Here is a 20,694-nt window from a genome sequence, read left to right as displayed (position 1 = left end):
ACAGGGCGCCGGGTATACGTCACCCGCAATCTCTGGTAGGAAACCTTCCTAACAGAACGCTGAACGACGAACTCCCCCTGGATTCCCCACCCTTGGAGGCCCTCGTGCAGACCCCCCACACACGCCCGCGCACCCTCACCTCACGCCGCACCCTGCTCACCTTCATCGGCGCATCGCTCGTCGCGGGCCCCGTGATCGCTTCCCAGTCGGCAGGCGCGGCCCCCGCCCCCATGGCGGGCGGACTCGACGATCCGGCGAAGAAGGAGATCGCCATGAAGATCGTGTGCAGCGCCGAGAACTCCGACCTCAACTGGAAGGAGTACTACCGCTACTGCGAGGACATCGGCGACGGCCGCGGCTACACCGCCGGCATCATCGGCTTCTGCTCGGGCACCGGTGACATGCTCGACCTGGTCGAGCTCTACACGCGCCGCAAGCCGAACAACATCCTCGCCAAGTATCTGCCCGCGCTGCGCGAGGTGGACGGCACCGACTCCCACGAGGGCCTCGACCCCCACTACAAGCGCGACTGGGAGAAGGCCGCCGAGGACCCCGAGTTCCAGAAGGCGCAGAACGACGAGCGTGACCGCGTCTACTTCAACCCGGCCGTCAAGCAGGGCAAGGCGGACGGCATCGGCGTACTCGGGCAGTTCGCGTACTACGACGCGATCGTCATGCACGGCGACGGCAGCGACAACACCAGCTTCCGCAACATCCGCAAGCGCGCCCTGCGTTCGGCCAAGCCGCCGGCCCAGGGCGGCGACGAGGTGACATACCTCCACGCCTTCCTCGACGCGCGCGTCTGGGCGATGAAGCAGGAGGAGGCACACGAGGACACCAGCCGCGTCGACACGGCCCAGCGAGTCTTCCTGAACAAGCGCAACCTGAACCTGAACCCGCCGCTGGAGTGGAAGGTCTACGGGGACCCGTACCGCATAGGCTGACGCCCACATCGGCGCGGGACACCACCACCCCGCGCCGATGTAGCAGCGCTTACGAGTTGAGTGAAGCAGCTTTCGCTGGTGCTGAACGGCAAGGCCACCCGATCCTTGTCGAATGATCGGAATGAACGCGATACTCGGCGTCGCAGTGGTGTCCCTGGGCATGGTGCTCACGCCGGGCCCCAACATGATGTACCTGGTCTCGCGGAGCATCACCCAGGGCAGGCGGGCCGGAGCGATCTCCCTGGCCGGGGTCGCCGTCGGGTTCATCATCTACCTGACGGCAGCCAACCTCGGCCTCTCCCTGGTCTTCCTCGCAGTCCCCCAGCTGTACATGGCCGTGAAGCTCGCGGGCGCGGCCTACTTGGCATGGCTGGCCTGGAAGGCGCTCAAGCCGGGCGGCGTATCGGTCTTCGCCCACCAGGAGCTGACCCCCGACTCGCCCCGACGCCTGTTCACCATGGGAGTCCTGACGAACCTCCTGAACCCAAAGGTCGCCATCATGTACGTCTCGCTGATACCCCAGTTCATCGACCCGACAGCCGGCCACACCCTCCTCCAGGGCTTCGTACTCGGCGGCATCCAGATCTCCATCAGCCTGGCCGTGAACCTGGCGATCATCGTGGCGGCAGGAACCATCGCGGTATTCCTGACCCGCCGCCCGACATGGCTCCGAGCCCAGCGGTACGTGATGGGAACGGTGCTGGGCGGACTAGCAATCAAACTCGCAACGGACCGCTCCCCGGCAACGGCAACATAAGGGCGCCCCTCCCCACTCCCTCGCCTCCCGCAGAGAAATCCCACTCCCGCAGCCACAAAATGGGCCTCCACTGGGACTTTCCTGCACTCCTGCACTCCTCCCCTCCCGCCCCGCACCAGAAGAACCAGTCCGCACCCGGCATCGAAACCGGATGACCCGAGCAGCGGACCCCGAGAGCCCCACCCCTGGCCGCCCGGCCTCGGGTTCACGCGCGGTGGAGGGGCGGGAGTCAAGGGTGGAGCGGAGCGGAATCGGCGCAGCCGACGCGTAGCGCAGCGGAGCGCCCTTTACTCCCGCCCCTCCACCGCCACCCTCAGACCAACCGGGCGGCCCCGGCAACCATCAACGCCGCCAGCACCGCAACGCCCCCGCCGACAGCCATGACCGCCGTGGTTGACGCCGTGTCCACGACCACCCCGCCCGCCAGCGCGCCGAACGAGAACGTCGCCTGGAACGACGACGTGAACAGCACGGACGCCGCCTCCGGCGCATGCGGCGCCGCGGTCACGAACCACGTCTGCGAGCAGACGGGCACCGCCCCGTACGCGACGCCCCACACCACCAGCAGCACAAGCGCACACGCCTTCCCCGTGCCGAGGACGGGCAGCAGCAACGTCACCGCACCGATCAGCCCGGCGGCCGTGGCGAAGGTGCCGCGCGGCGCACGCCTCACCCACGGGCCCGCGAGGAAGTTGCCGACGATGCCGGCAGCCCCGTACGCCAGCAGGAAAGCGGTGATCGCCCCCGCGCCCACACCCGTCACCTCCGCCAGGAACGGAGTGACGTACGTGTACGTGCCGAAGTGAGCCGTCACGACGAGGAAGGTGACGGCAAGGGCGGCGCGGACGCGGCCCGCGCCGAGCAGCTCGCGCAGCACGGCGAGGCGGGTGACGTTCTGCGGAGGCAGGGCCGGCACGGACACCAGAAGCGCGGCGAGAACTGCCAGCGTCAAACCACCCATGGCCACGAACACAACACGCCAGCCCACGAGTTGACCGAGCAACGTACCGGCCGGCACACCGAGCACGGAGCCGAGCGGGACGGCGGAGAAGATCACGGCGGTCGCCCGCCCGGCCTGCACCTCGGGGACGAGGCGGGAGGCGAGGCTCGCGCCGATGGACCAGAAGCCGCCGATGACGACTCCGACGAGGACCCGGGAGACCATCATCAGCCAGTAGCCGGGCGCGAGCGCGGCGAGGAAGTTCGCGAGAGCCAGCAACATCATCAGGCCGCAGAGCATGAGGCGCCGGTCGACGCGTCCGGTCGAAACCGTCACGGTCGGCGCGGCGACGGCGGCGAGGATGCCCGGCAGGGTCATCATCAGGCCGGCAGTACCGTCCGAGATGCCGAAGGTGTCGCCGATGGGGTTGAGCAGGCCGATCGGCAGGATCTCGGTGGTGACGATGGCGAAGATCCCCGTCGTCACGGCGACGACAGCCGGCCAGCCGCCCCGCCGACGGCGGGCGGAGGAGGCCTCGGTGAACGGAGGTGACGTGGTGGGTGCTGGCATGCTGCCGAGTTCAGCAGTGCCGTACGGGCCAGGTCTGGCACGTATGCGACGTCAATGTGCCGCGGCGGGGGTGGCGTCGGATTCCCGCGCGGCGCCCCCGCCGACCTGCCGTTCGCCTCAGTGCGTGACCGCGGGCTCCGGCTCAGCCAAACCCTCCGAACTCCCCGAACCCTCCGAACTCGCTTCCCCACCAAGGTGGTTGAAGACCAGGTTCAGCGCCACCGCCAACAAACACCCCGTAGAGATTCCCGACCCCAGGACAATCTGCGCCCAAGCGGGGAACGCGTCGTAGAAGCCGTCCGAGAGCGCGGGGGCCAGGCCCGCGCCGAGGGTTACCACCACGATCAGGGCGTTGTCGCCCCGGTGCAGGTCCGCCTGGAGCAGCGTCTGGATGCCGCTGACCGCGATGGACCCGAAGAGGAAGAGGCTGACGGCGGCCAGGACCGGCATGGGGACCACCGAGATCAGCGCCGCCGCGGCCGGGCTCAGGCCGATCAGGACCAGGAACGCACCGCTCAGCGCCACCACGAAGCGGCTGCGCACCTTGGAGATCACGACGAGGCCGATGTTCTGCGCGAACGCGCTCGCGTGGAAGGCGTTGAACAGCGGGCTCAGGGCCGAACCAAGCGCGTCGGCGCGCAGGCCGCGGGCGATGGTCTTCTCGTCGACCTCCTTGTCGACGATCTTGCCGAGGGCAATCATGTCCGCGGTCGACTCGGTCAAGATCACCAGCATCACCACGCACATCGAGATGATCGCCGGGATGTTGAACTCCGGTGCTCCGAAGTGCAACGGAGCGGGGACGCCTACCAGCGCCGCCTCATCAAGCTTGGAGAAGTCGGCGAGCCCCATCGGGATCGCAAGGAGCGTTCCGAAAATCATCGCGAAGAGCATGCTGATCTGCTTGAGGAAGCCCCGCGTGAAGCGCTGAAGCAGCAACATGACCAGGACCGTCGCGCCCGCCAGGCCGATACTGCCCGGCTCCGGCGTACCCGTCGGCGAGTCGTCCACGATCCAGTCGTACGCGACGGGGATCAGCGAGACGCCGATCAGAGTGATGACCGATCCCGTCACCACCGGCGGGAAGAAGCGGACAAGCCGCGAGAAGTACGAACTGACCAGGAATCCGAACACACTTGAGACGATGATCGCCCCGAAGACGACCGGCATCCCGGCCTCGACGCCGCCCTGAGTCGTGATGATCGTCAGCATCACGCCGACGCCCGCGAACGAGACGCCGTTGACGAAGGGCAGCTTCGAACCGATGAAGTTGCCTATGCCGAGCGTCTGGAGCAGCGTCGCGATGCCCGCCATCAGGAGGCTGCCGCCCATGAGTACGGCCGTGTCCCCCGGCGACATCTTGGCGGCGACGGCCACGACCAGCGGGACGGAGACCGCGCCCGCGTACATGGAGGCGACGTGCTGCAGGCTAGCGACGAGCATCCGGCCCGGCGGCAGGATCTCGTCGACGGGGTGCACCTCAGAAATCGGTGCAGCCTTCCCGGCAGGGCGGTGCTGAGAACTCATGGGTGGCGCTTCTTCCGTGTGCGTGACGCCGGAAGTCGGTCCCGTCCCATGGGAGTTCACGACGCATGGGACGGGGCCGACCACTACTCCGACTGGAAAGTAACTTCCGCGATGCGGGCGGCGTCACGCACGTTACGTCAGTGGGCCCCCGCCGGGGAAGACCCTTCGTGCACCCTCTGTTCAGCGATTTCTCCCCCGGGCTCCATCGGATTGGTCACGTCGTCGTCCTCGCCCCGCTTGCCGATGTGGTTGAAGACCAGGTTCAGCAGCACCGCCGCGACACAGCCCGTGGAGATGCCCGAGTCGAGGATGATGTTCGCGGTCTCCGGGAACGCGTGGTAGAACTCCGGCGCCGCGATCGGGATGAGGCCGACGGCCAGCGAGACGGCCACGATCAGGACGTTGTTGTCGCGCTCCAGGTTCGCCTTGACCAGCGTCTGGATGCCGCTCGCCGCGACCGAACCGAAGAGGACGACACCCGCGCCGCCGAGCACCGGACGCGGTACGACGGCGATGAGCGAGGCGGCCATCGGGCACAGGCCCATCAGGACCAGGAAGCCGCCGCCCACGGCGACGACGTACCGGCTGCGGATCTTCGTCATCGCGACGAGGCCGATGTTCTGCGCGAACGCGCTGCACATGAAGCCGTTGAAGAGCGGGCTCACCGCCGAGCCCAGACAGTCGGCGCGCAGGCCGGCCGCGATGGTCTTCTCGTCGGCGGGACGCTCCACGATCTCGCCCAGCGCCAGCATGTCGGCGGTGGACTCGGTCATGGAGACCACCATGACCACGCACAGGGACACGATCGCCGCCGCCGCGAACTGCGGTGCGCCGAAGTGGAACGGCGTCGGGAAGCCGACGATGTCCGCGTCACCGACCGGGCTGAAGTCCGTGACGCCGAACGGGATCGCGATGAGCGTGCCGACGATGAGGCCGAGGAGCACGGCGATCTGCTTGACGAAGCCGGTGGTGAAGCGGCGCAGAAGCAGGACGATCACGAGGGTGATGCCCGCGAGGCCGAGGTTCTTCATCGAGCCGTAGTCATCGGCGCCCGGTACGGGTCCCTGCGCCCAGCCGAAGGCCACGGGCATGAGCGAGATGCCGATGAGCGTGATGACCGTGCCGGTCACCACGGGCGGGAAGAACCGGACCAGCTTCGAGAAGAACGGCGCCGCGATGAAGCCGAGGACACCGGCGACGATCACCGCCCCGAAGATGATGGGGAGCGCGTCGTCCTTGTCCTTGGTCGAGTCGACGACCGCGAGCATGGGGGCGACGCCGGCGAAGGTGACGCCGTTGACGAAGGGCAGGCGGGCGCCGATCTTCCAGATGCCGAGCGTCTGGAGGAAGGTGGCGAGGCCCGCGGTGAACAGACAGGCTCCGGTCAGGAAGGTGAGTTCCTTCGCCGAGAGCCCGATCGCCGCGCCCACGATGAGCGGAGGGGCGACGACGCCCGCGTACATGGCCGCCACGTGCTGGAGGCCGGTCGTCGCCATCTTGAGCGGGGGGAGCTTCTGATCGACGGGATGTATCTCTTGTGCGGCGCTTTCGCCACGTATGGCGCTTTCGCCGTCGACTTCGGTTGGGTCTGGGGTGGTGCCTTGCTTGGTGAACCTGGGCTGAGTGGCCACTGTGGCTCCTCCGGTTGTTTTCCAGTACGGGCGGGCTCTCCGCCGGCACATCGCTTCTGGGAGGTGGTGCGTCGTGCAAGGACTTGCTCGGTATGAAGTTGTGGGTCGTGCGCCCAGGTAGTACTGACTCAGTACTGACTTAGTACTGACCGCCCCGGGAACGTGAAGCTTTGGGCCACGTTCCGGGGCGGCACTTGAGCAACCCGCTCGGCTGCTCAAGTCCGGTCAGGGGCCGTCCCCCCTGACCGGAGTTCTTGGGATCAGGCCTCGGCGGCGATCCGCGCGAGGCGCTGCGCCTCCTCCCGCGCTGAGCGGGCGATGGCGTCCTCGTCGACGTGCAACAGGCGACCGTCCTCGACGATCGGCCGGCCGTTGACGAGGGAGAGCGTGACCGGGGCCGCCGCGCCGAAGACGATGGCGGTCACCGGGTCGGCGATCGAGGAGTGCCCGATGCCGTCGATCTTCCAGAGGACCAGGTCGGCGAGCTTGCCCGGCTCGAGCGACCCGATCTGCGTGGAGCGGCCGAGGACCTGGGCGCCACCGAAGGTGCCAAGACGCAGGGCCTGACGTGCGTTCAGAGCCGCTTCGCGGTGCGCGCCGAGGCGGTTGATGAGCAGCGCGTTGCGCAGCTCGGTGTGGAGTTCGCCGGACTCGTTGGACGCGGTGCCGTCGACGCCGAGGCCGACCGGGACGCCCGCCTTGAGCATGTCGGGGACGCGGGCGATGCCTGCCGCGAGGCGGGCGTTGGAGGACGGGCAGTGCGCGACACCCGTGCCGGTGCGGGCGAACGCGGCGATGTCGGAGTCGTTCATGTGGACGCAGTGCGCCATCCACACGTCGTCACCGAGCCAGCCCGTCGACTCGAAGTAGTCGGTCGGGCCCATGCCGAAGAGCTCGTGGCAGAACTTCTCCTCCTCGACCGTCTCGCTGCCGTGGGTGTGCAGGCGTACACCCTTGGCGCGCGCCAACTCCGCGCCCTGCTTCATGAGTTCGGTCGAGACCGAGAACGGGGAGCAAGGGGCGACAGCGACCTGGGTCATCGCGTCGAAGGAGGCGTCGTGGTGCTTGTCGACGGTCTCGGCGGTCGCGGCGAGCGCGCCTTCGAGGGTCTCGACGGCGAAGTCCGGCGGCAGGCCGCCGTCCTTCTCGCTGCGGTCCATGGAGCCGCGGGCGAGGGTGAAGCGCACACCCATGTCGCTCGCGGCGCCGATGATGGCGCCGGACAGATCACCCGAGTTCTTCGGGAAGACGTAGTGGTGGTCCATCGCGGTGGTGACACCGCCGCGGGCCATCATGCCGAGCGAGCCCTGGGCCGCCGCCTTCACCATCTGCTCGTCGATGCGCGCCCAGGTCGGGTAGAGCGCGACGAGCCAGTTGAAGAGGTTGTGGTCGGTGGCGAGGCCGCGGGTGATCCACTGGTAGAAGTGGTGGTGGGTGTTGACCAGGCCGGGGGTCACGAGGTGACCGGTCCCGTCCACGCGGCGTACGACGTTCTGGAGGCCCTCGGGGGCCTTCCCCGCGCCGATGGACTCGATCTTGTTGCCCGCGACGACGACGTATCCCGACGCGTACTCGGTGTCGTTCGCGTCGACGGTCGCGATCGCACAGTTCTCGATGACGATGCGCTGAAGGTCTGCCGGTGCTGCCATGGTGCTTCTTCCTTCTCTGTGTTGTGGCGATGTGGGCACGGCATGACCCTAGGAAGATTTGAGTGCCGCGGCCGCGGGGCTGCGGGTGCCGAGATGGTTGAAGAACAGGTTGAGCAGGACCGCGGTCAGCGCTCCCGCACTGATTCCGGAGCCGAGGACGGTCTGCGCCCAGGCCGGGAATTCGGCGTAGAAGGTGGGCGCGGCGAGCGGGATGATGCCCGCTCCGAGCGCGACGGCCACCAGGATGATGTTGGAGCTGTCGTCGAGGCCCGCCTCGGAGAGCGTACGGATGCCGCTCACGGCGATGGAGCCGAAGAGGACGATGCCCGCGCCGCCGAGGACCGGCATCGGTACGAGGCTGACGACCGCGCCGAGCATCGGGAAGGCGCCGAGCACGATGAGGGCGCCGCCCGCGACGGCCACGACGTAGCGGCTGCGGACACGTGTCAGGGAGACGACGCCGACGTTCTGCGCGAAGGCCGAGGTCGGGAAGCCGCCGAAGACCGGTCCCACCAGGGTCGCGATGCCGTCGGTGCGCAGGCCGCGGGTGATGGTCCTGCCGTCGCTCTTGCGCTCGCAGATCTCGCCGAGGGCGAGCATGCCGGCCGACGACTCGGTCATCAGGACGAGCATCACGATGCAGAGCGAGAGGATGGCGGCGGGCTGGAACTCAGGGGCGCCGAAGGCGAAGGGCGTGGGGAGCGCGGCGACCGGCGCGGACTTGATGGCGCTGAAGTCGGCCATCCCGAACGGGATCGCGGCGAGCGTTCCGATGAACAGGCCGAGCAGCAGGGCGACTTGCTTGATGAAGCCGCGTCCGAACCGCTGGAAGACCAGGATCACGGCGAGCGTGAAGGCGGCGAGCGCGAGGTACTTCATGGCGCCGAAGTCGGCGGCGGTCTTGTCGCCGCCCTGCGCCCAGGTGACGGGCACGGGCATCAGTGTCACACCGATGAGGGTGATGACGACGCCGGTGACGAGCGGCGGGAAGAAACGCAGGAGGCGCCCGAAGAAGGGTCCGACCGCGAGGCAGAAGACGCCCGCGACCATCACCGCGCCGTAGATGGCCGGGAGTTGATGTCCTGTGGCGCTGTTCTCGGCGATGGCGAGGATGGGTGCGATGCCCGCGGACGAGGCGGCGTTCACGAAGGGGAGCCGGTTGCCTACGAATCCCTTGACGCCGAGCGTCTGAAGGATCGTGGCGAGTCCGGCGATCAGCAGGCTCGCGGCGATGAGGCGCGTCTGCGCGACCGTGTCCAGGCCGACGGCCTGGCCGATGATCAGCGGCGGAGTGACGACGCCCGCGTACATGGCGGCGATGTGCTGGAGTGCGGCGGGGACCAGCCGCGAGGGGTGAAGCTTCTCATCCACCGGGTGACAGGCGGCAGTTGACTCGCCGTCAGCTATGTCTGTCTTCGCCGATGGGGTGGGACACGGGCCTTTCGCCGACCCTTTTGCAGGCTGTGCCATTGCTGCTGTTCCCTCCGGTGTGGCGCGCCCCCGTCCGCTGCGGACGGGCGGGGGCGCGCGTCCCGCGTCAGAGGTTGGTCATGTCGACCGGGATCTTCGGCTGGACCCCGTCCCTGAGAACCGTGGCCTCGATCAGGCCGTAGGGGCGGTCCGCCGCGAAGTAGACCTCGTTGTCGTTCTTCAGCCCGAAGGGCTCGAGGTCCACCAGGAAGTGGTGGTTGTTCGGCAGCGAGAAGCGGATCTCGTCGATCTCGCTCCGGCTGTTGATGACGCGCGAACCCATTTGGTAGAGGGTCTGCTGCAGCGAGAGGGAGTACGTCTCGGCGAAGGCCTGAAGGATGTGCTTCTTGGCCTGCTCGTACGACTTCTCCCAGTTGGGCATCCGGTCCGCGTCGCTGGTCCAGTTGTAACGCCAGGCGGCCGACACGTCGGTGCACAGGATGCGGTCGTACGCCTCCTTCAGCGTCGTGTACTTGTCCTTGACGTAGCCCCAGAACTCCGAGTTGGTGGAGTTCATGACCGTGAGGTCCTTGAGCCCGGAGATGATCTCCCAGTTCTCACCGTCGAAGGTGATCTGCGTGGTGCGCAGCTCCTGGCCCTTGCGGGCGAAGGAGTGGTTGACCTCGTCCGAGCCGATGAACTTGGAGTTGTTGTCCGAGGTCGCGATGCGCTCCCAGGAGTACTCCTCGATGCGGATCCGGGCGCGGTGGATCGGCTCCTGCGACGTCACGAAGTGCCGGGCGAGGTGGATGCCGAACTGCTCGGCGGACTCGATGCCGTGCTCCTTGGCGAACGCGAACACCGTGTTCTTGGTGGTGTCGGTCGGCAGGACGTTGGCGTTCGAGCCGGAGTAGTGGACGTCGTCCATGTCGCCGGAGAGGGCGACCGAGACGTTCAGGTCCTTGATGTGGTGGGTGTCGCCGTCCCGCGTGATCTTGACGACGCGGTTCTCTGCTTTGCCGTACTGGTTCTGGCCGAGAATCGTGGGCATGTCTGCTAGCTCCCTCGGTAAACGGAGTAGCCGAACGGGTTGAGCAGCAGCGGTACGTGGTAGTGCTCGCCCGGCGTGACGGCGAACGTGATCGCCACCTCCGGGAAGAACGCACCGCTGTCCCTTACGCGGGGGGCGTCCTGCTGCGCCTCGGCTTGCTTCTTGTCGAAGTACGCCTCGACCTCGAAGTCGAGTCGTACGTGTGTGGTGCCCTCCGGCAGGGCCGGCAGGTCCTTGCAGCGCCCGTCCGCGTCGGTCGCGGAGCCACCGAGCGCCACCCACTGCGCGTCACGGCCGCTGCGGGCGGTGAGCGAGATGGCGACGCCCTCGGCGGGGCGTCCGACGCTGGTGTCCAGGATGTGCGTGGACACCGAGGCGGTGGTGTCAGTGCTCATCAGTCCTTGTCCTCTTCTACGAGACGGGTGAGACGGATTCGGTTGATCTTCCCGAGTTCGGTGCGCACGATCTCGCGCTCCGCCTCGGCCGTGTTGCCGATCCGTGCCTTCATCGCGTCGCGCATCTGCTCACCGGTGGCCCCGGTGGCGCAGATCAGAAAGACATGTCCGAACCGGTCCTGGTAGGCCAGGTTCAGTTCGAGCATCTCGGCCTTGAGCTCCTCGGAGGCCCCCGCCATGCCGCGCTGTTCACGCGACGACGTGGGGTCCCCGGGCTTCGGGCGGCCGATCGGCGGGTGCCCGGCCATCGCCTCGGCCAGATCCTCGGCGGTCAGCTCGGCCATGGCGGCGTCGCTGGCGGCGAAGAGGGCTTCGACGGTGGGGAAAGGGCGCTGGGAGAGCAGTTTGCTTCCCCAGGCCGATGAGGCGCAGGCCTCGTGGAGGGCGGCGGTGGCCGCACTCTCCGGCAAGGCGTTGAACCGGGCAAGGCCCGGCGTCGAGCTCGAAGTCACGGGTGCCTCCGTGGCCATACGGCCTTGTGCTGGACGGGCTGCGGATAGCTAACGCCAGCCGAAACACCACGTCAACACTTTGTTGAAAACTTCGGGTAACAAAGGCCGCCGCCCGGTTAACGGACGACGGCCTTCTGGACCCCTCTGACCTGGGGCTCAGGTGGAGCGGTTGAGGTAGTTGTAGACGGTGAAGCGCGATACGCCGAGCGCGCCGGCGACCGTCTCCACCCCGTGCCGCACGGCGAAGGCGCCTCGCGCCTCGAGTATCCGTACGACCTCCTGCTTGGCCTTGCGGTCGAGCTCCGACAGGGGCACCCCGCGCTTGCGCTCCAGGGCGAGCAGGATGTGGTCCAGGGAGTCCGCGAGCTGCGGAAGGCGTACGGCGACCACGTCCTCGCCCTGCCAGGAGAGAACGACGTCGTCCGTGCCCGCCTCGTCGGGGGGCACTATTTCGCCGCCCATGGCGTCCACGAGCGGCTTGACGGCGGCCACGAAGGGACCGTGGTCGTCTCTGGCACCGGTCATTCGATGGCCTCCCCCGACTCTCCGAGCACGTTCACCTGGAGCGAGACGCGCGTGGCGCCCGCCTCCAGGGCCTTGCGCAGCAGCGCGTCGACGGCGGTCAGGACCTCGTCGGCGCCGCCTTCCGCGGTGTTGCCGAAGGGGCCGACGTCCACGGCGTCGAGCTCGGCCCCCTGGATGACGTCACGGGCCACCACCGCATGGGCAGGGGCCTCGTCCAGGTCGAAGGGTTCGGTCGTGAACTCCACTCTCAATCGCACGCGCTCAACCTACTGCCGCGTCGTGATTTTCCGGCAGCCCCCTCTTGACAAGGGCGGATCCTCGACGGCAATCTTCCATCAGACAGAAATTAACTTCCGCAATACGGAAGGAGCGCGGAAGCCCCATGGGATACTCCGACCAGCGCTTCAATGTGAACCTGTCGATCCTCTTCACGGAACTCCCGCTCCTGGAGCGCCCCGCGGCCGCCGCCGCGGCGGGCTTCACGGCGGTCGAGCTGTGGTGGCCCTGGGTCGACGCCCCCACCCCCGAGCAGTCCGAGCTCGACGCCCTTCGGGCCGCGATCACGGACGCCGGCGTACAGCTGGTGGGCCTGAACTTCTACGCCGGGCAGCTGCCGGGCCCGGACCGCGGCGCCCTGTCGATTCCGGGCGAGGAGAGCGAGAAGTTCCGCGCGAACCTCTCGGTCGCGGCGGACTTCGCCCAGTCCCTCGGCTGCAAGGCGCTCAACGCGCTGTACGGCAACCGGGTGGAGGGCGTGGACCCCGCCGTCCAGGACGAACTCGCCCTGGAGAACCTGGTGTTGGCGGCTCGTGAGGCCGACCGCGTGGGTGCGGTGCTGCTGATCGAGGCCCTGAACAAGCCCGAGTCGCCGCGCTGCCCGATCGTCAGCGCGGACGCGGCAATCGCCGTGGTGGACAAGGTGAACGCCGCCACCGGGCTCGGCAACGCGAAGTTCCTCATGGACCTGTACCACCTGTCCATGAACGGTGAGGACCTGCCTGCCGTCATCGATCAGTACGTCGCTCAGACCGCGCACGTGCAGATCGCCGACAATCCTGGCCGGGGGGCCCCGGGCACGGGGTCGCTCCCGCTGGAGGAGCTGCTGGATCAGCTCCAGAAGGCGGGATACGAGGGATACGTCGGGCTGGAGTACAAGGCTGGCGACCGTCCTAGCTCTGAATCCTTCGGCTGGCTGCCGACTGGGAACTAGGCCGCCGCTTCGCGGCGGATCTTTCCCGCCCACCCACCCGATTGCCCCGCAGTAAGCAGAAAGGCTCCACCATGAGCAACCTTCCCAAGATCGCGTGGATCGGACTCGGCATCATGGGGTCCCCCATGTCCGAGAACCTGATCAAGGCTGGTTACTCCGTCACCGGCTTCACCCTTGAGCAGGACAAGCTGGACCGCCTCGCGGCCGCCGGCGGCACCGTCGCCAAGTCGATCGCCGAGGCCGTCAAGGACGCCGATGTCGTGATCACGATGGTGCCCGCCTCTCCGCAGGTCGAGGCCATCGCGTACGGCGAGAACGGCATCCTGGAGAACGCGAAGTCGGGCGCGCTGATCGTCGACATGTCGTCGATCACCCCGCAGACCTCCGTGGACCTGGCCAAGGCCGCCAAGGACAAGGGCATCCGCGTCCTGGACGCCCCCGTCTCCGGTGGCGAGGCCGGCGCGATCGAGGCCGTGCTCTCCATCATGGTCGGCGGCGAGCAGGCCGACTTCGACGAGGCCAAGCCGATCCTGGACGCCCTCGGCAAGACCATCGTGCTGTGCGGTCCGCACGGCTCGGGTCAGACCGTGAAGGCCGCCAACCAGCTCATCGTCGCCGTGAACATCCAGGCGTGCGCCGAGGCCGTCGTCTTCCTGGAGAAGTCCGGGGTGGACCTGACCGCCGCCCTCGACGTCCTGAACGGGGGGCTCGCGGGCTCGACCGTCCTGACCCGCAAGAAGGACAACTTCCTCAAGCGCGACTTCAAGCCCGGCTTCCGGATCGACCTGCACCACAAGGACATGGGCATCGTCACCGACGCCGCCCGCAATGTCGGTGCCTCGCTCCCGGTCGGCGCCGTGGTCGCCCAGCTCGTCGCCTCGCTGCGCACGCAGGGTGACGGCGGCCTCGACCACTCCGCGCTGCTTCGCGGCGTGGAGCGCCTCTCGGGCGCCGAGCTCTAAGCAGCCGGAAGGCTGCGAGAGCTCCCTCAACTTCCGGGCCGCGGCGGCGCTGACACCTGTCCTGTCGCGCCCAGGCGTCGCCGCGGTCCGGAACTCAAGCTCCATCGAGAACCACGAACAAGCTCCACCCAAAACTTCAACAAACTGTTGACGTAGCTGTTCAGGCGTACTTACGCTCACGTCACTTCAGCAGTTTCAGCAGTCCGTACGGAAGGTCAACCCCGCCACCATGTCGAAGCGTGTGCTCACGACCGAGTCCGGCGCCCCCGTCGCCGACAACCAGAACTCAGCCACCGCCGGCGTCGGTGGCCCGATCCTCCTCCAGGACCAGCACCTCCTCGAGAAGCTCGCCCGCTTCAACCGCGAGCGCATCCCGGAGCGTGTGGTGCACGCGCGGGGTTCCGGTGCCTACGGCTACTTCGAGGTGACCGACGACGTCACCGCGTACACCTCGGCCGACTTCCTGAACACCGTCGGCAAGCGCACCGAGACGTTCCTGCGCTTCTCCACGGTGGCGGACAGCCTCGGCGGCGCGGACGCGGTCCGTGACCCGCGCGGCTTCGCGCTGAAGTTCTACACCGAGGAGGGGAACTACGACCTCGTCGGCAACAACACCCCGGTGTTCTTCATCAAGGACCCGATCAAGTTCCCCGACTTCATCCACTCCCAGAAGCGCGACCCCTTCACGGGCAAGCAGGAGCCGGACAACGTCTGGGACTTCTGGGCGCACGCCCCCGAGGCGACGCACCAGGTGACGTGGCTGATGGGTGACCGCGGCATCCCCGCGTCGTACCGCCACATGAACGGCTACGGCTCGCACACCTACCAGTGGACGAACGCGGCGGGCGAGGCCTTCTTCGTGAAGTACCACTTCAAGACGAACCAGGGCGTACGCAGCCTTTCGTCGGAGCAGGCCGCCGAGCTCGCGGGCAAGGACGCCAACTCGCACCAGACGGACCTCCTCCAGGCCATCGAGCGCGGCGTGAACCCGTCCTGGACGCTGCACGTGCAGATCATGCCGGCGGCGGAGGCGGCCGACTACCGCTTCAACCCCTTCGACCTGACGAAGGTGTGGCCGCACAGCGACTACCCGCTGCAGCGCGTGGGCCGCCTGGTCCTGGACCGCAACCCCGACAACGTCTTCGCCGAGGTCGAGCAGGCCGCGTTCTCCCCGAACAACTTCGTTCCGGGCATCGGCCCCTCCCCCGACAAGATGCTCCAGGGCCGCCTGTTCGCCTACGCGGACGCGCACCGCTACCGCCTTGGCGTCAACCACACGCAGCTCGCGGTGAACGCGCCGAAGGCGACCACGGCCGACAACTACGGCCGTGACGGTCTGATGGCGTCCAACGCCTACGGCCGTGACCGCAAGAACTACGAGCCCAACTCGTACGACGGTCCCGCCGAGACCGGCCAGGCGCTCTCCGCCCCGCTGGCTGTCAACGGCCACACGGGCACGCACGAGGCCCCGCTGCACACCAAGGACGACCACTTCTTCCAGGCGGGTGAGCTCTACCGCCTGATGTCGGCCGAGGAGCAGGCACGCCTGGTGGCGAACATCGCCGGTGGCCTCTCGCAGGTCACCCGTGACGACGTCATCGAGAAGAACCTGGCCCACTTCCACGCTGCCGACCCCGAGTACGGCAAGCGCGTGGAGGAGGCGGTCCGCGCCCTGCGCGAGGACTAGAACCGGCAGAACTCCCAGACTGCGCCGGGGAATTGACGGGAGGTCAGTTTCCCGGTGCTGCGCCCGCACCATCACGGACCCGGATGAGGGGTGGTCCCGTGGTGAACCGGGCCGGACGAGGACCGCGGCGGCTCTGCGAGCCAGTGCGGTGGTAAAGGTCAGGCGGCTCCCTTCTCGACCTGAGGGAAGGGAACCCCGCCGGTCCATTCGCAGCCGCCGCGGTCCCAGCCGTTCTCGGGCCCCTGGGCCTTGGACCCACATGACTCCGTCCGGCAGCGCGTATGCATGTTCCGCCAGTCGCGCGCGGTCGGACGGCTACAAATTCCTCCCACCGAAGCCAGAGCGCCGAGTACGGACGGTCCCGTACTCGGCGCTCTTTCGCGTGCGCGGGCTTTGGCGGTCTCTGGGTCCGCTTACTTCTGCGGGTGAATGGGGGCTGGTCGCGCAGTTCCCCGCGCCCCTGGCGGGGCTGCCGGTGGGCGCCCCTTTAGGGGCGCGGGGAACTGCGCGAGCAACCACGACGCACCTGCAGGGGCACGCCAACCTCAGCGCACCCTCTCGCCCGAAGCCAGCTTCGCAACCATCCGCTCCAGGCGCGCAGCCCGCGTCGCGGGGGTCTTGGCCGTCATCAGCCTGTGCAACACCACGTACTGGTCCGACTTGCCCAGAGCTTCGAAGGTCTGGCGAGCCCCCGGGTTCGCCGCGAGCGCCGCCGTCAGGTCGTCCGGCACCGTGGCGGTCCGTTGCGACGCGTACGCCGCCTCCCAGCGCCCGTCAGCCCGCGCCGCGGCCACCTCCGCGAGGCCCGGCTCGCGCATGCGGCCCTCCGCGGTCAGCTCCTCGACCCTGTCGATGTTCACCTGCGACCACAGGCTGCGCGCGCGGCGGCGGGTGATCTTCTGCAGGTAGTGGACATCGTCGTACGACTTGCGATGGCCGGTGATCCAGCCGTAGCAGAGCGCCACGTCATTGACCTCCGCGGCCGTCACCGACGCCACCCCCGAGCCCTTCTTGGCGAGCTTGACCCAGACACCCGGCGAGCTGTCGTGGTGCTCGTCAAGCCAGGCCTCCAACTCGGCCCGGTCCGCGCAGGTCATGGCCTTCAGATCAGCGAGCGATTCCATCCGCCCAAGATAAAGGGGCGGCCCACCCCCCACGGGTGGACCGCCCCTTTCGACGCTCAGCGCCGCGTCACACCTTCAACGGCCGGATGGCCGTGGGCGCGTGGCCCGGCTCCGTGGCGATCTCCTCGAACTCCTTGACCGCGCTGATGTCGGCCGTGGGGCTCATGGAGATGTTGGTGATGCGCTCCAGGATGGCCTCGACGACGACCGGGACCTGGTGCTCCTGGGCCAGCTTCTTGGCCTGCTCGAAGGCCGCGCCGAGCTCGTTCGGGTCGGTGACGCGGATCGCCTTGCAGCCCAGGCCCTCGGCGACCTTGACGTGGTCGACGCCGTACACGCCCAGCTCGGGGCTGTTCTGGTTCTCAAACTCCAGGTTGACCTGGAAGTTGATGTCCAGGCCGATCTGGGCCTGGCGGATCAGGCCCAGGTAGGCGTTGTTCACCAGGACGTGGACGTACGGGATGCGGTGCTGCGCGCCGACCGCCAGCTCCTCGATCATGAACTGGAAGTCGTAGTCACCGGAGAGGGCGACGACCGGGGTGTCCGGGTCCGCGGTGGCGACACCGAGCGCGGCCGGGATCGTCCAGCCCAGAGGGCCCGCCTGGCCGCAGTTGATCCAGTGGCGCGGCTTGTAGACGTGCAGCATCTGGGCGCCCGCGATCTGCGAGAGGCCGATGGTGGTGACGTAGCGCGTGTCCGGGCCGAAGGCCTTGTTCATCTCCTCGTAGACGCGCTGCGGCTTCATGGGGATGTTGTCGAAGTGCGTGCGGCGCTGGAGGGTTTCCTTGCGCTCCAGGTGCGAGGCGACCCACGCGGAGCGGTCGGGGAGCTTGCCCGCCGCCTTGAGCTCCTTGGCGACCTCGACGAAGAGTTCGAGGGCGACCTTGGCGTCGGACGCGATCCCGTAGTCCGGGGCGAAGATCTTGCCGATCTGGGTCGGCTCGATGTCGACGTGGACGAACTTGCGGCCCTGGGTGTAGACGTCCAGCTTGTAGCCGGTGTGACGGTTGGCCCAGCGGTTGCCGATGCCGAGGACGAAGTCCGACTCCAGGAACGTGGCGTTGCCGTAGCGGTGGCCGGTCTGCTGGCCGACCATGCCCGCGTTCAGGTCGTGGTCGTCGGGGATGGTGCCCCAGCCCATCAGGGTCGGGACGACCGGGGTGTTGGTGATCTCGGCGAACTCGACCAGGAGGTCGGAGGCGTCGGCGTTGATGATGCCGCCGCCGGCGACGATCAGCGGACGCTCGGACTCGACCAGGAAGGTGATGGCCTTCTCGATCTGCGCGCGGGTCGCGGTCGGCTTGTAGACCGGCAGCGGCTCGTACGTGTCGATGTCGAACTCGATCTCGGTCTGCTGGACGTCGATCGGCAGGTCGATGAGGACGGGACCCGGGCGGCCCGAGCGCATCAGGTGGAACGCCTGCTGGAAGATGCCGGGAACCTGGGCGGCCTCCAGGACCGTGACGGCCATCTTGGTGACCGGCTTGGCGATCGTCGCGATATCGACGGCCTGGAAGTCCTCCTTGTGGAGCAGGTGCGTCGGCGCCTGGCCCGTGATGCAGAGGATCGGGATCGAGTCACCGGTCGCGGAGTACAGACCGGTGATCATGTCGGTGCCCGCCGGGCCCGATGTGCCGATGCAGACGCCGATGTTGCCGGGGTTGGCGCGGGTGTAGCCCTCGGCCATGTGCGAGGCGCCCTCGACGTGCCGGGCGAGCGTGTGGTCGATGCCACCGCCCTCCTGTAGCGCCTTGTAGAACGGGTTGATCGCCGCGCCGGGGACACCGAACGCGTTGGTGACGCCCTCGCGCTTGAGGATCTCAACTGCCGCGCGGACAGCGGTCATACGGGCCATGGGGTTCTCCTGCTTCGACAACAGCTTCGACAGCTTCATCAGCTATTCGGCTGACGGATACGGCTGGCGGATCCGGCTCCCGTCGCGCCCCGCGGTGAGCTTCTGTTTCCGCATTGTGGAAATTTAGTTCTGCTATATGGAAGCAATGTAGGGGGGCGCGGTGGAGACCGTCAAGAGATGTCCGGGAACCGGGCCGCCCGAGCGGCGCGTCCCAGTCGTTGAATTCGCATTGAATTCGGGCCGCACCATCGCGAGGCGAGCCGCACCATCGGGGGGTCGAGCGTGGCCAGCTCACCGGACGCGTCGCCTGCCCGGCAGCACGGGCAGGCCTACGGCCGCTGGACGGCCGGGCCCCTGCTCGGGCAGGGGCGCCTCGGGCACGTCTTCCTCGCGCATGACGGTGCGGGACGCGCCGCCGCCCTGCGGGTGGTGCACGCCTCCCTCGCCCGTGACCAGGAGTTCCGTACGCGCTTCGCCCGCGAGGTCCACGCGCTCGGCGCGGTGCGGGGGCGCCGCATCGCCGCGCTCGTCGACGCCGACCCGCACGGCGCGGCGCCCTGGCTCGCCACGGAGTACGTCCACGGCCCGACGCTCGCCATGCGCGTACGGGATCTCGGCGGGCCACTCGGTACGCCGGAACTGCGCGCCCTGGCGAACGCGCTCGCCGGGGCGCTGAACGACATCCACCGGGCGGGCCTCGTGCACGGTGGCCTTCGGCCGTCGAAGGTGCTTCTGGGCGCGGACGGGGCTCGCGTGGTGGGCTTCGGCATGGACGGGTGCGCGGCGCGGGCCGGAGGTGACCGCGCAGGGCCGGAGTACACGGCACCCGAGCTCCTGACTCCGGCGCGGGGCGAGGCCAGGCCGCCGTCGGACGTCTTCTCGCTCGGCGCGGTACTCGCCTACGCGGCGGCGGGGCGCGGCCCCTTCGAGGCCGGAGGCGACGCCCCGGACCTGGCGGGCGTGCCCGGGGAGCTACTGCCCCTCATCACCGCCTGCCTCGCCACTCACCCCACGGCCAGGCCCGCCCCACGCACCGTCGCCCGGATGGCGGGCCTTCCCCTGCCGGGCAGCCGCCGCCGAGCCCTGACCCTGGCGGGCACGCTGCTCTTGGCTCAACTGGCCCCCGCGGCCAGCCCACTTGGGGGACGATGGACGCCACGAACCGTCGAGCGGTGACGGCGAGCGGGTGACGGTCACGGTGGCGGGTGAGGGTGATGACGGAGAGTGGCGTCCCGGTACGGTGCCCGGTCTGCCGGCGCGATCATGTGTACGCCCCGCCGTCCTACCCTTGCGCGTGCGGCGCCCCCGTGGTGCCGCCGGTGGCGCGCGGCGCGACGGTGATGCCGGTGACGGACCGGACGTGGGCGGATGAGTGGGTGACCGTGCGGTGCCGGATGTGCGGGCGCAGGGACCAGTGGCCGCAGCCGGAGCTGGGGTGCGGTTGCGGGGCGGTGCTGCGCATTCCGGTACGGGCGGTGCAGGCACCTTCGGGTGCGCCGCCACCTCCGCCGGCTACCGCTCGTGCGCCCGCGTCCGGTGCGTCACCGACGCCTCGGCCGGCCTTCCTGCCGGTGCCGGTGCGCACGGCGCGGGACGCGGTGACGGTGGCGGGGCTGTATCTGCGGTGGCTCGGGTACGGGGACGTCCGGGGAGCGGTCAAGCGGGCGCCTTCCGGGGTGCGGGTGTCGGCGCGGGGCGTGCTCGCCCTGGTCGAGCCGTCCGTGCAGCCGACGTCGCTGCGTGACGTGGAGTGCGTGTGGCTGAGCGCGATGTCCGACTCCGTCAGCTGCGTCTGCTTCTCCCTCGCGGGCTACGAGGAAAAGGCCCGCTCCCGGGCGGACACACTCTCGATCCCCTTGTTCATCATCGACCTGGCGGGAACACCCCAGCCGGTGAACAACGCGGCGGAGGAACTGATCGCCGCGGGGTGACGGGCGGCCGGCGC

General features: G+C 68.6%; 19 protein-coding genes. 7 read left to right on the top strand and 12 right to left on the bottom strand.

Annotation, left to right across the window (positions count from 1 at the left end):
- Positions 1-104: 104 nt before the first annotated feature.
- Together ACWGI2_RS02165 and ACWGI2_RS02160 are read left to right on the top strand one after the other, a co-directional pair.
- Positions 105-944: a chitosanase gene (locus ACWGI2_RS02165; protein ID WP_453693174.1), complete on the top strand. Its 840-nt coding sequence runs from the start codon at positions 105-107 to the stop codon at positions 942-944.
- A 112-nt stretch (positions 945-1,056) separates the two neighbouring features.
- Positions 1,057-1,701, top strand: coding sequence for a LysE family translocator (locus ACWGI2_RS02160; RefSeq protein WP_453693172.1), 645 nt, complete (start codon positions 1,057-1,059; stop codon positions 1,699-1,701).
- A 313-nt stretch (positions 1,702-2,014) separates the two neighbouring features.
- Here the strand turns inward: ACWGI2_RS02160 and ACWGI2_RS02155 are convergent, their stop codons facing one another.
- The 10 genes from ACWGI2_RS02155 to ACWGI2_RS02110 form a co-directional block, all read right to left on the bottom strand.
- On the bottom strand, positions 2,015-3,211 hold the full coding sequence (locus ACWGI2_RS02155) for an MFS transporter (protein WP_453693170.1): 1,197 nt from the start codon (positions 3,209-3,211) through the stop codon (positions 2,015-2,017).
- A 117-nt stretch (positions 3,212-3,328) separates the two neighbouring features.
- Positions 3,329-4,738: a nucleobase:cation symporter-2 family protein gene (locus ACWGI2_RS02150; RefSeq protein WP_453693168.1), complete on the bottom strand. Its 1,410-nt coding sequence runs from the start codon at positions 4,736-4,738 to the stop codon at positions 3,329-3,331.
- Between the two features lie 137 nt (positions 4,739-4,875).
- Positions 4,876-6,234 carry a nucleobase:cation symporter-2 family protein gene (locus ACWGI2_RS02145; protein ID WP_453693166.1) on the bottom strand — a complete coding sequence of 453 codons (1,359 nt, stop codon included), beginning with the start codon at positions 6,232-6,234 and terminating at the stop codon, positions 4,876-4,878.
- A gap of 395 nt (positions 6,235-6,629) precedes the next feature.
- On the bottom strand, positions 6,630-8,018 hold the full coding sequence (locus tag ACWGI2_RS02140; protein ID WP_453693164.1) for an 8-oxoguanine deaminase: 1,389 nt from the start codon (positions 8,016-8,018) through the stop codon (positions 6,630-6,632).
- A 48-nt stretch (positions 8,019-8,066) separates the two neighbouring features.
- Positions 8,067-9,488, bottom strand: a complete 1,422-nt coding sequence (locus ACWGI2_RS02135; RefSeq protein WP_453693162.1) for a nucleobase:cation symporter-2 family protein — start codon at positions 9,486-9,488, stop codon at positions 8,067-8,069.
- A 67-nt stretch (positions 9,489-9,555) separates the two neighbouring features.
- Positions 9,556-10,479 (bottom strand): factor-independent urate hydroxylase, encoded by a 924-nt coding sequence (gene pucL / locus ACWGI2_RS02130; protein WP_160507957.1) that lies wholly within the window; start codon positions 10,477-10,479, stop codon positions 9,556-9,558.
- 5 nt (positions 10,480-10,484) lie between these two features.
- The gene (gene uraH / locus ACWGI2_RS02125; RefSeq protein ID WP_453394211.1) at positions 10,485-10,874 is read right to left on the bottom strand and encodes a hydroxyisourate hydrolase; all 390 of its coding nucleotides are present in this window, start codon (positions 10,872-10,874) and stop codon (positions 10,485-10,487) included.
- The gene (gene uraD, locus ACWGI2_RS02120) at positions 10,874-11,386 is read right to left on the bottom strand and encodes a 2-oxo-4-hydroxy-4-carboxy-5-ureidoimidazoline decarboxylase (RefSeq protein WP_453693160.1); all 513 of its coding nucleotides are present in this window, start codon (positions 11,384-11,386) and stop codon (positions 10,874-10,876) included. The genes uraH and uraD overlap by 1 nt, the downstream gene beginning before the upstream one ends.
- Before the next feature lie 156 nt (positions 11,387-11,542).
- Positions 11,543-11,911, bottom strand: a complete 369-nt coding sequence (locus ACWGI2_RS02115) for a helix-turn-helix domain-containing protein (RefSeq protein WP_453394209.1) — start codon at positions 11,909-11,911, stop codon at positions 11,543-11,545.
- Positions 11,908-12,168, bottom strand: a complete 261-nt coding sequence (locus tag ACWGI2_RS02110) for a hypothetical protein (RefSeq protein ID WP_249586930.1) — start codon at positions 12,166-12,168, stop codon at positions 11,908-11,910. The genes ACWGI2_RS02115 and ACWGI2_RS02110 overlap by 4 nt, the downstream gene beginning before the upstream one ends.
- Positions 12,169-12,293: 125 nt before the next feature.
- On the opposite strand from ACWGI2_RS02110, the gene ACWGI2_RS02105 reads away from it, so the two are divergent.
- The 3 genes from ACWGI2_RS02105 to ACWGI2_RS02095 all read left to right on the top strand — a co-directional run bounded on the left by ACWGI2_RS02105 (position 12,294) and on the right by ACWGI2_RS02095 (position 15,770).
- Positions 12,294-13,121: a TIM barrel protein gene (locus tag ACWGI2_RS02105; protein WP_453693158.1), complete on the top strand. Its 828-nt coding sequence runs from the start codon at positions 12,294-12,296 to the stop codon at positions 13,119-13,121.
- 71 nt (positions 13,122-13,192) lie between these two features.
- The gene (locus ACWGI2_RS02100; protein ID WP_453394207.1) at positions 13,193-14,083 is read left to right on the top strand and encodes a 2-hydroxy-3-oxopropionate reductase; all 891 of its coding nucleotides are present in this window, start codon (positions 13,193-13,195) and stop codon (positions 14,081-14,083) included.
- Positions 14,084-14,312: 229 nt separating this feature from the next.
- Positions 14,313-15,770: a catalase gene (locus ACWGI2_RS02095; RefSeq protein ID WP_453394206.1), complete on the top strand. Its 1,458-nt coding sequence runs from the start codon at positions 14,313-14,315 to the stop codon at positions 15,768-15,770.
- Between the two features lie 545 nt (positions 15,771-16,315).
- Here ACWGI2_RS02095 and ACWGI2_RS02090 read toward each other — a convergent pair.
- On the bottom strand, positions 16,316-16,894 hold the full coding sequence (locus ACWGI2_RS02090; protein WP_453394205.1) for a YdeI/OmpD-associated family protein: 579 nt from the start codon (positions 16,892-16,894) through the stop codon (positions 16,316-16,318).
- Between the two features lie 67 nt (positions 16,895-16,961).
- Positions 16,962-18,749, bottom strand: a complete 1,788-nt coding sequence (gcl, locus tag ACWGI2_RS02085; protein ID WP_453693156.1) for a glyoxylate carboligase — start codon at positions 18,747-18,749, stop codon at positions 16,962-16,964.
- A gap of 282 nt (positions 18,750-19,031) precedes the next feature.
- On the opposite strand from gcl, the gene ACWGI2_RS02080 reads away from it, so the two are divergent.
- Together ACWGI2_RS02080 and ACWGI2_RS02075 are read left to right on the top strand one after the other, a co-directional pair.
- Positions 19,032-19,925, top strand: a complete 894-nt coding sequence (locus ACWGI2_RS02080; RefSeq protein WP_453693154.1) for a protein kinase domain-containing protein — start codon at positions 19,032-19,034, stop codon at positions 19,923-19,925.
- Between the two features lie 38 nt (positions 19,926-19,963).
- On the top strand, positions 19,964-20,680 hold the full coding sequence (locus ACWGI2_RS02075; protein ID WP_453394202.1) for a hypothetical protein: 717 nt from the start codon (positions 19,964-19,966) through the stop codon (positions 20,678-20,680).
- Positions 20,681-20,694: the final 14 nt, after the last annotated feature.

The sequence above is a fragment of the Streptomyces sp. NPDC054866 genome (assembly GCF_053610745.1).
The sequence above is the reverse complement of the archived record's forward strand: the minus strand, read 5'-3'. Positions and strand labels throughout refer to the sequence as shown.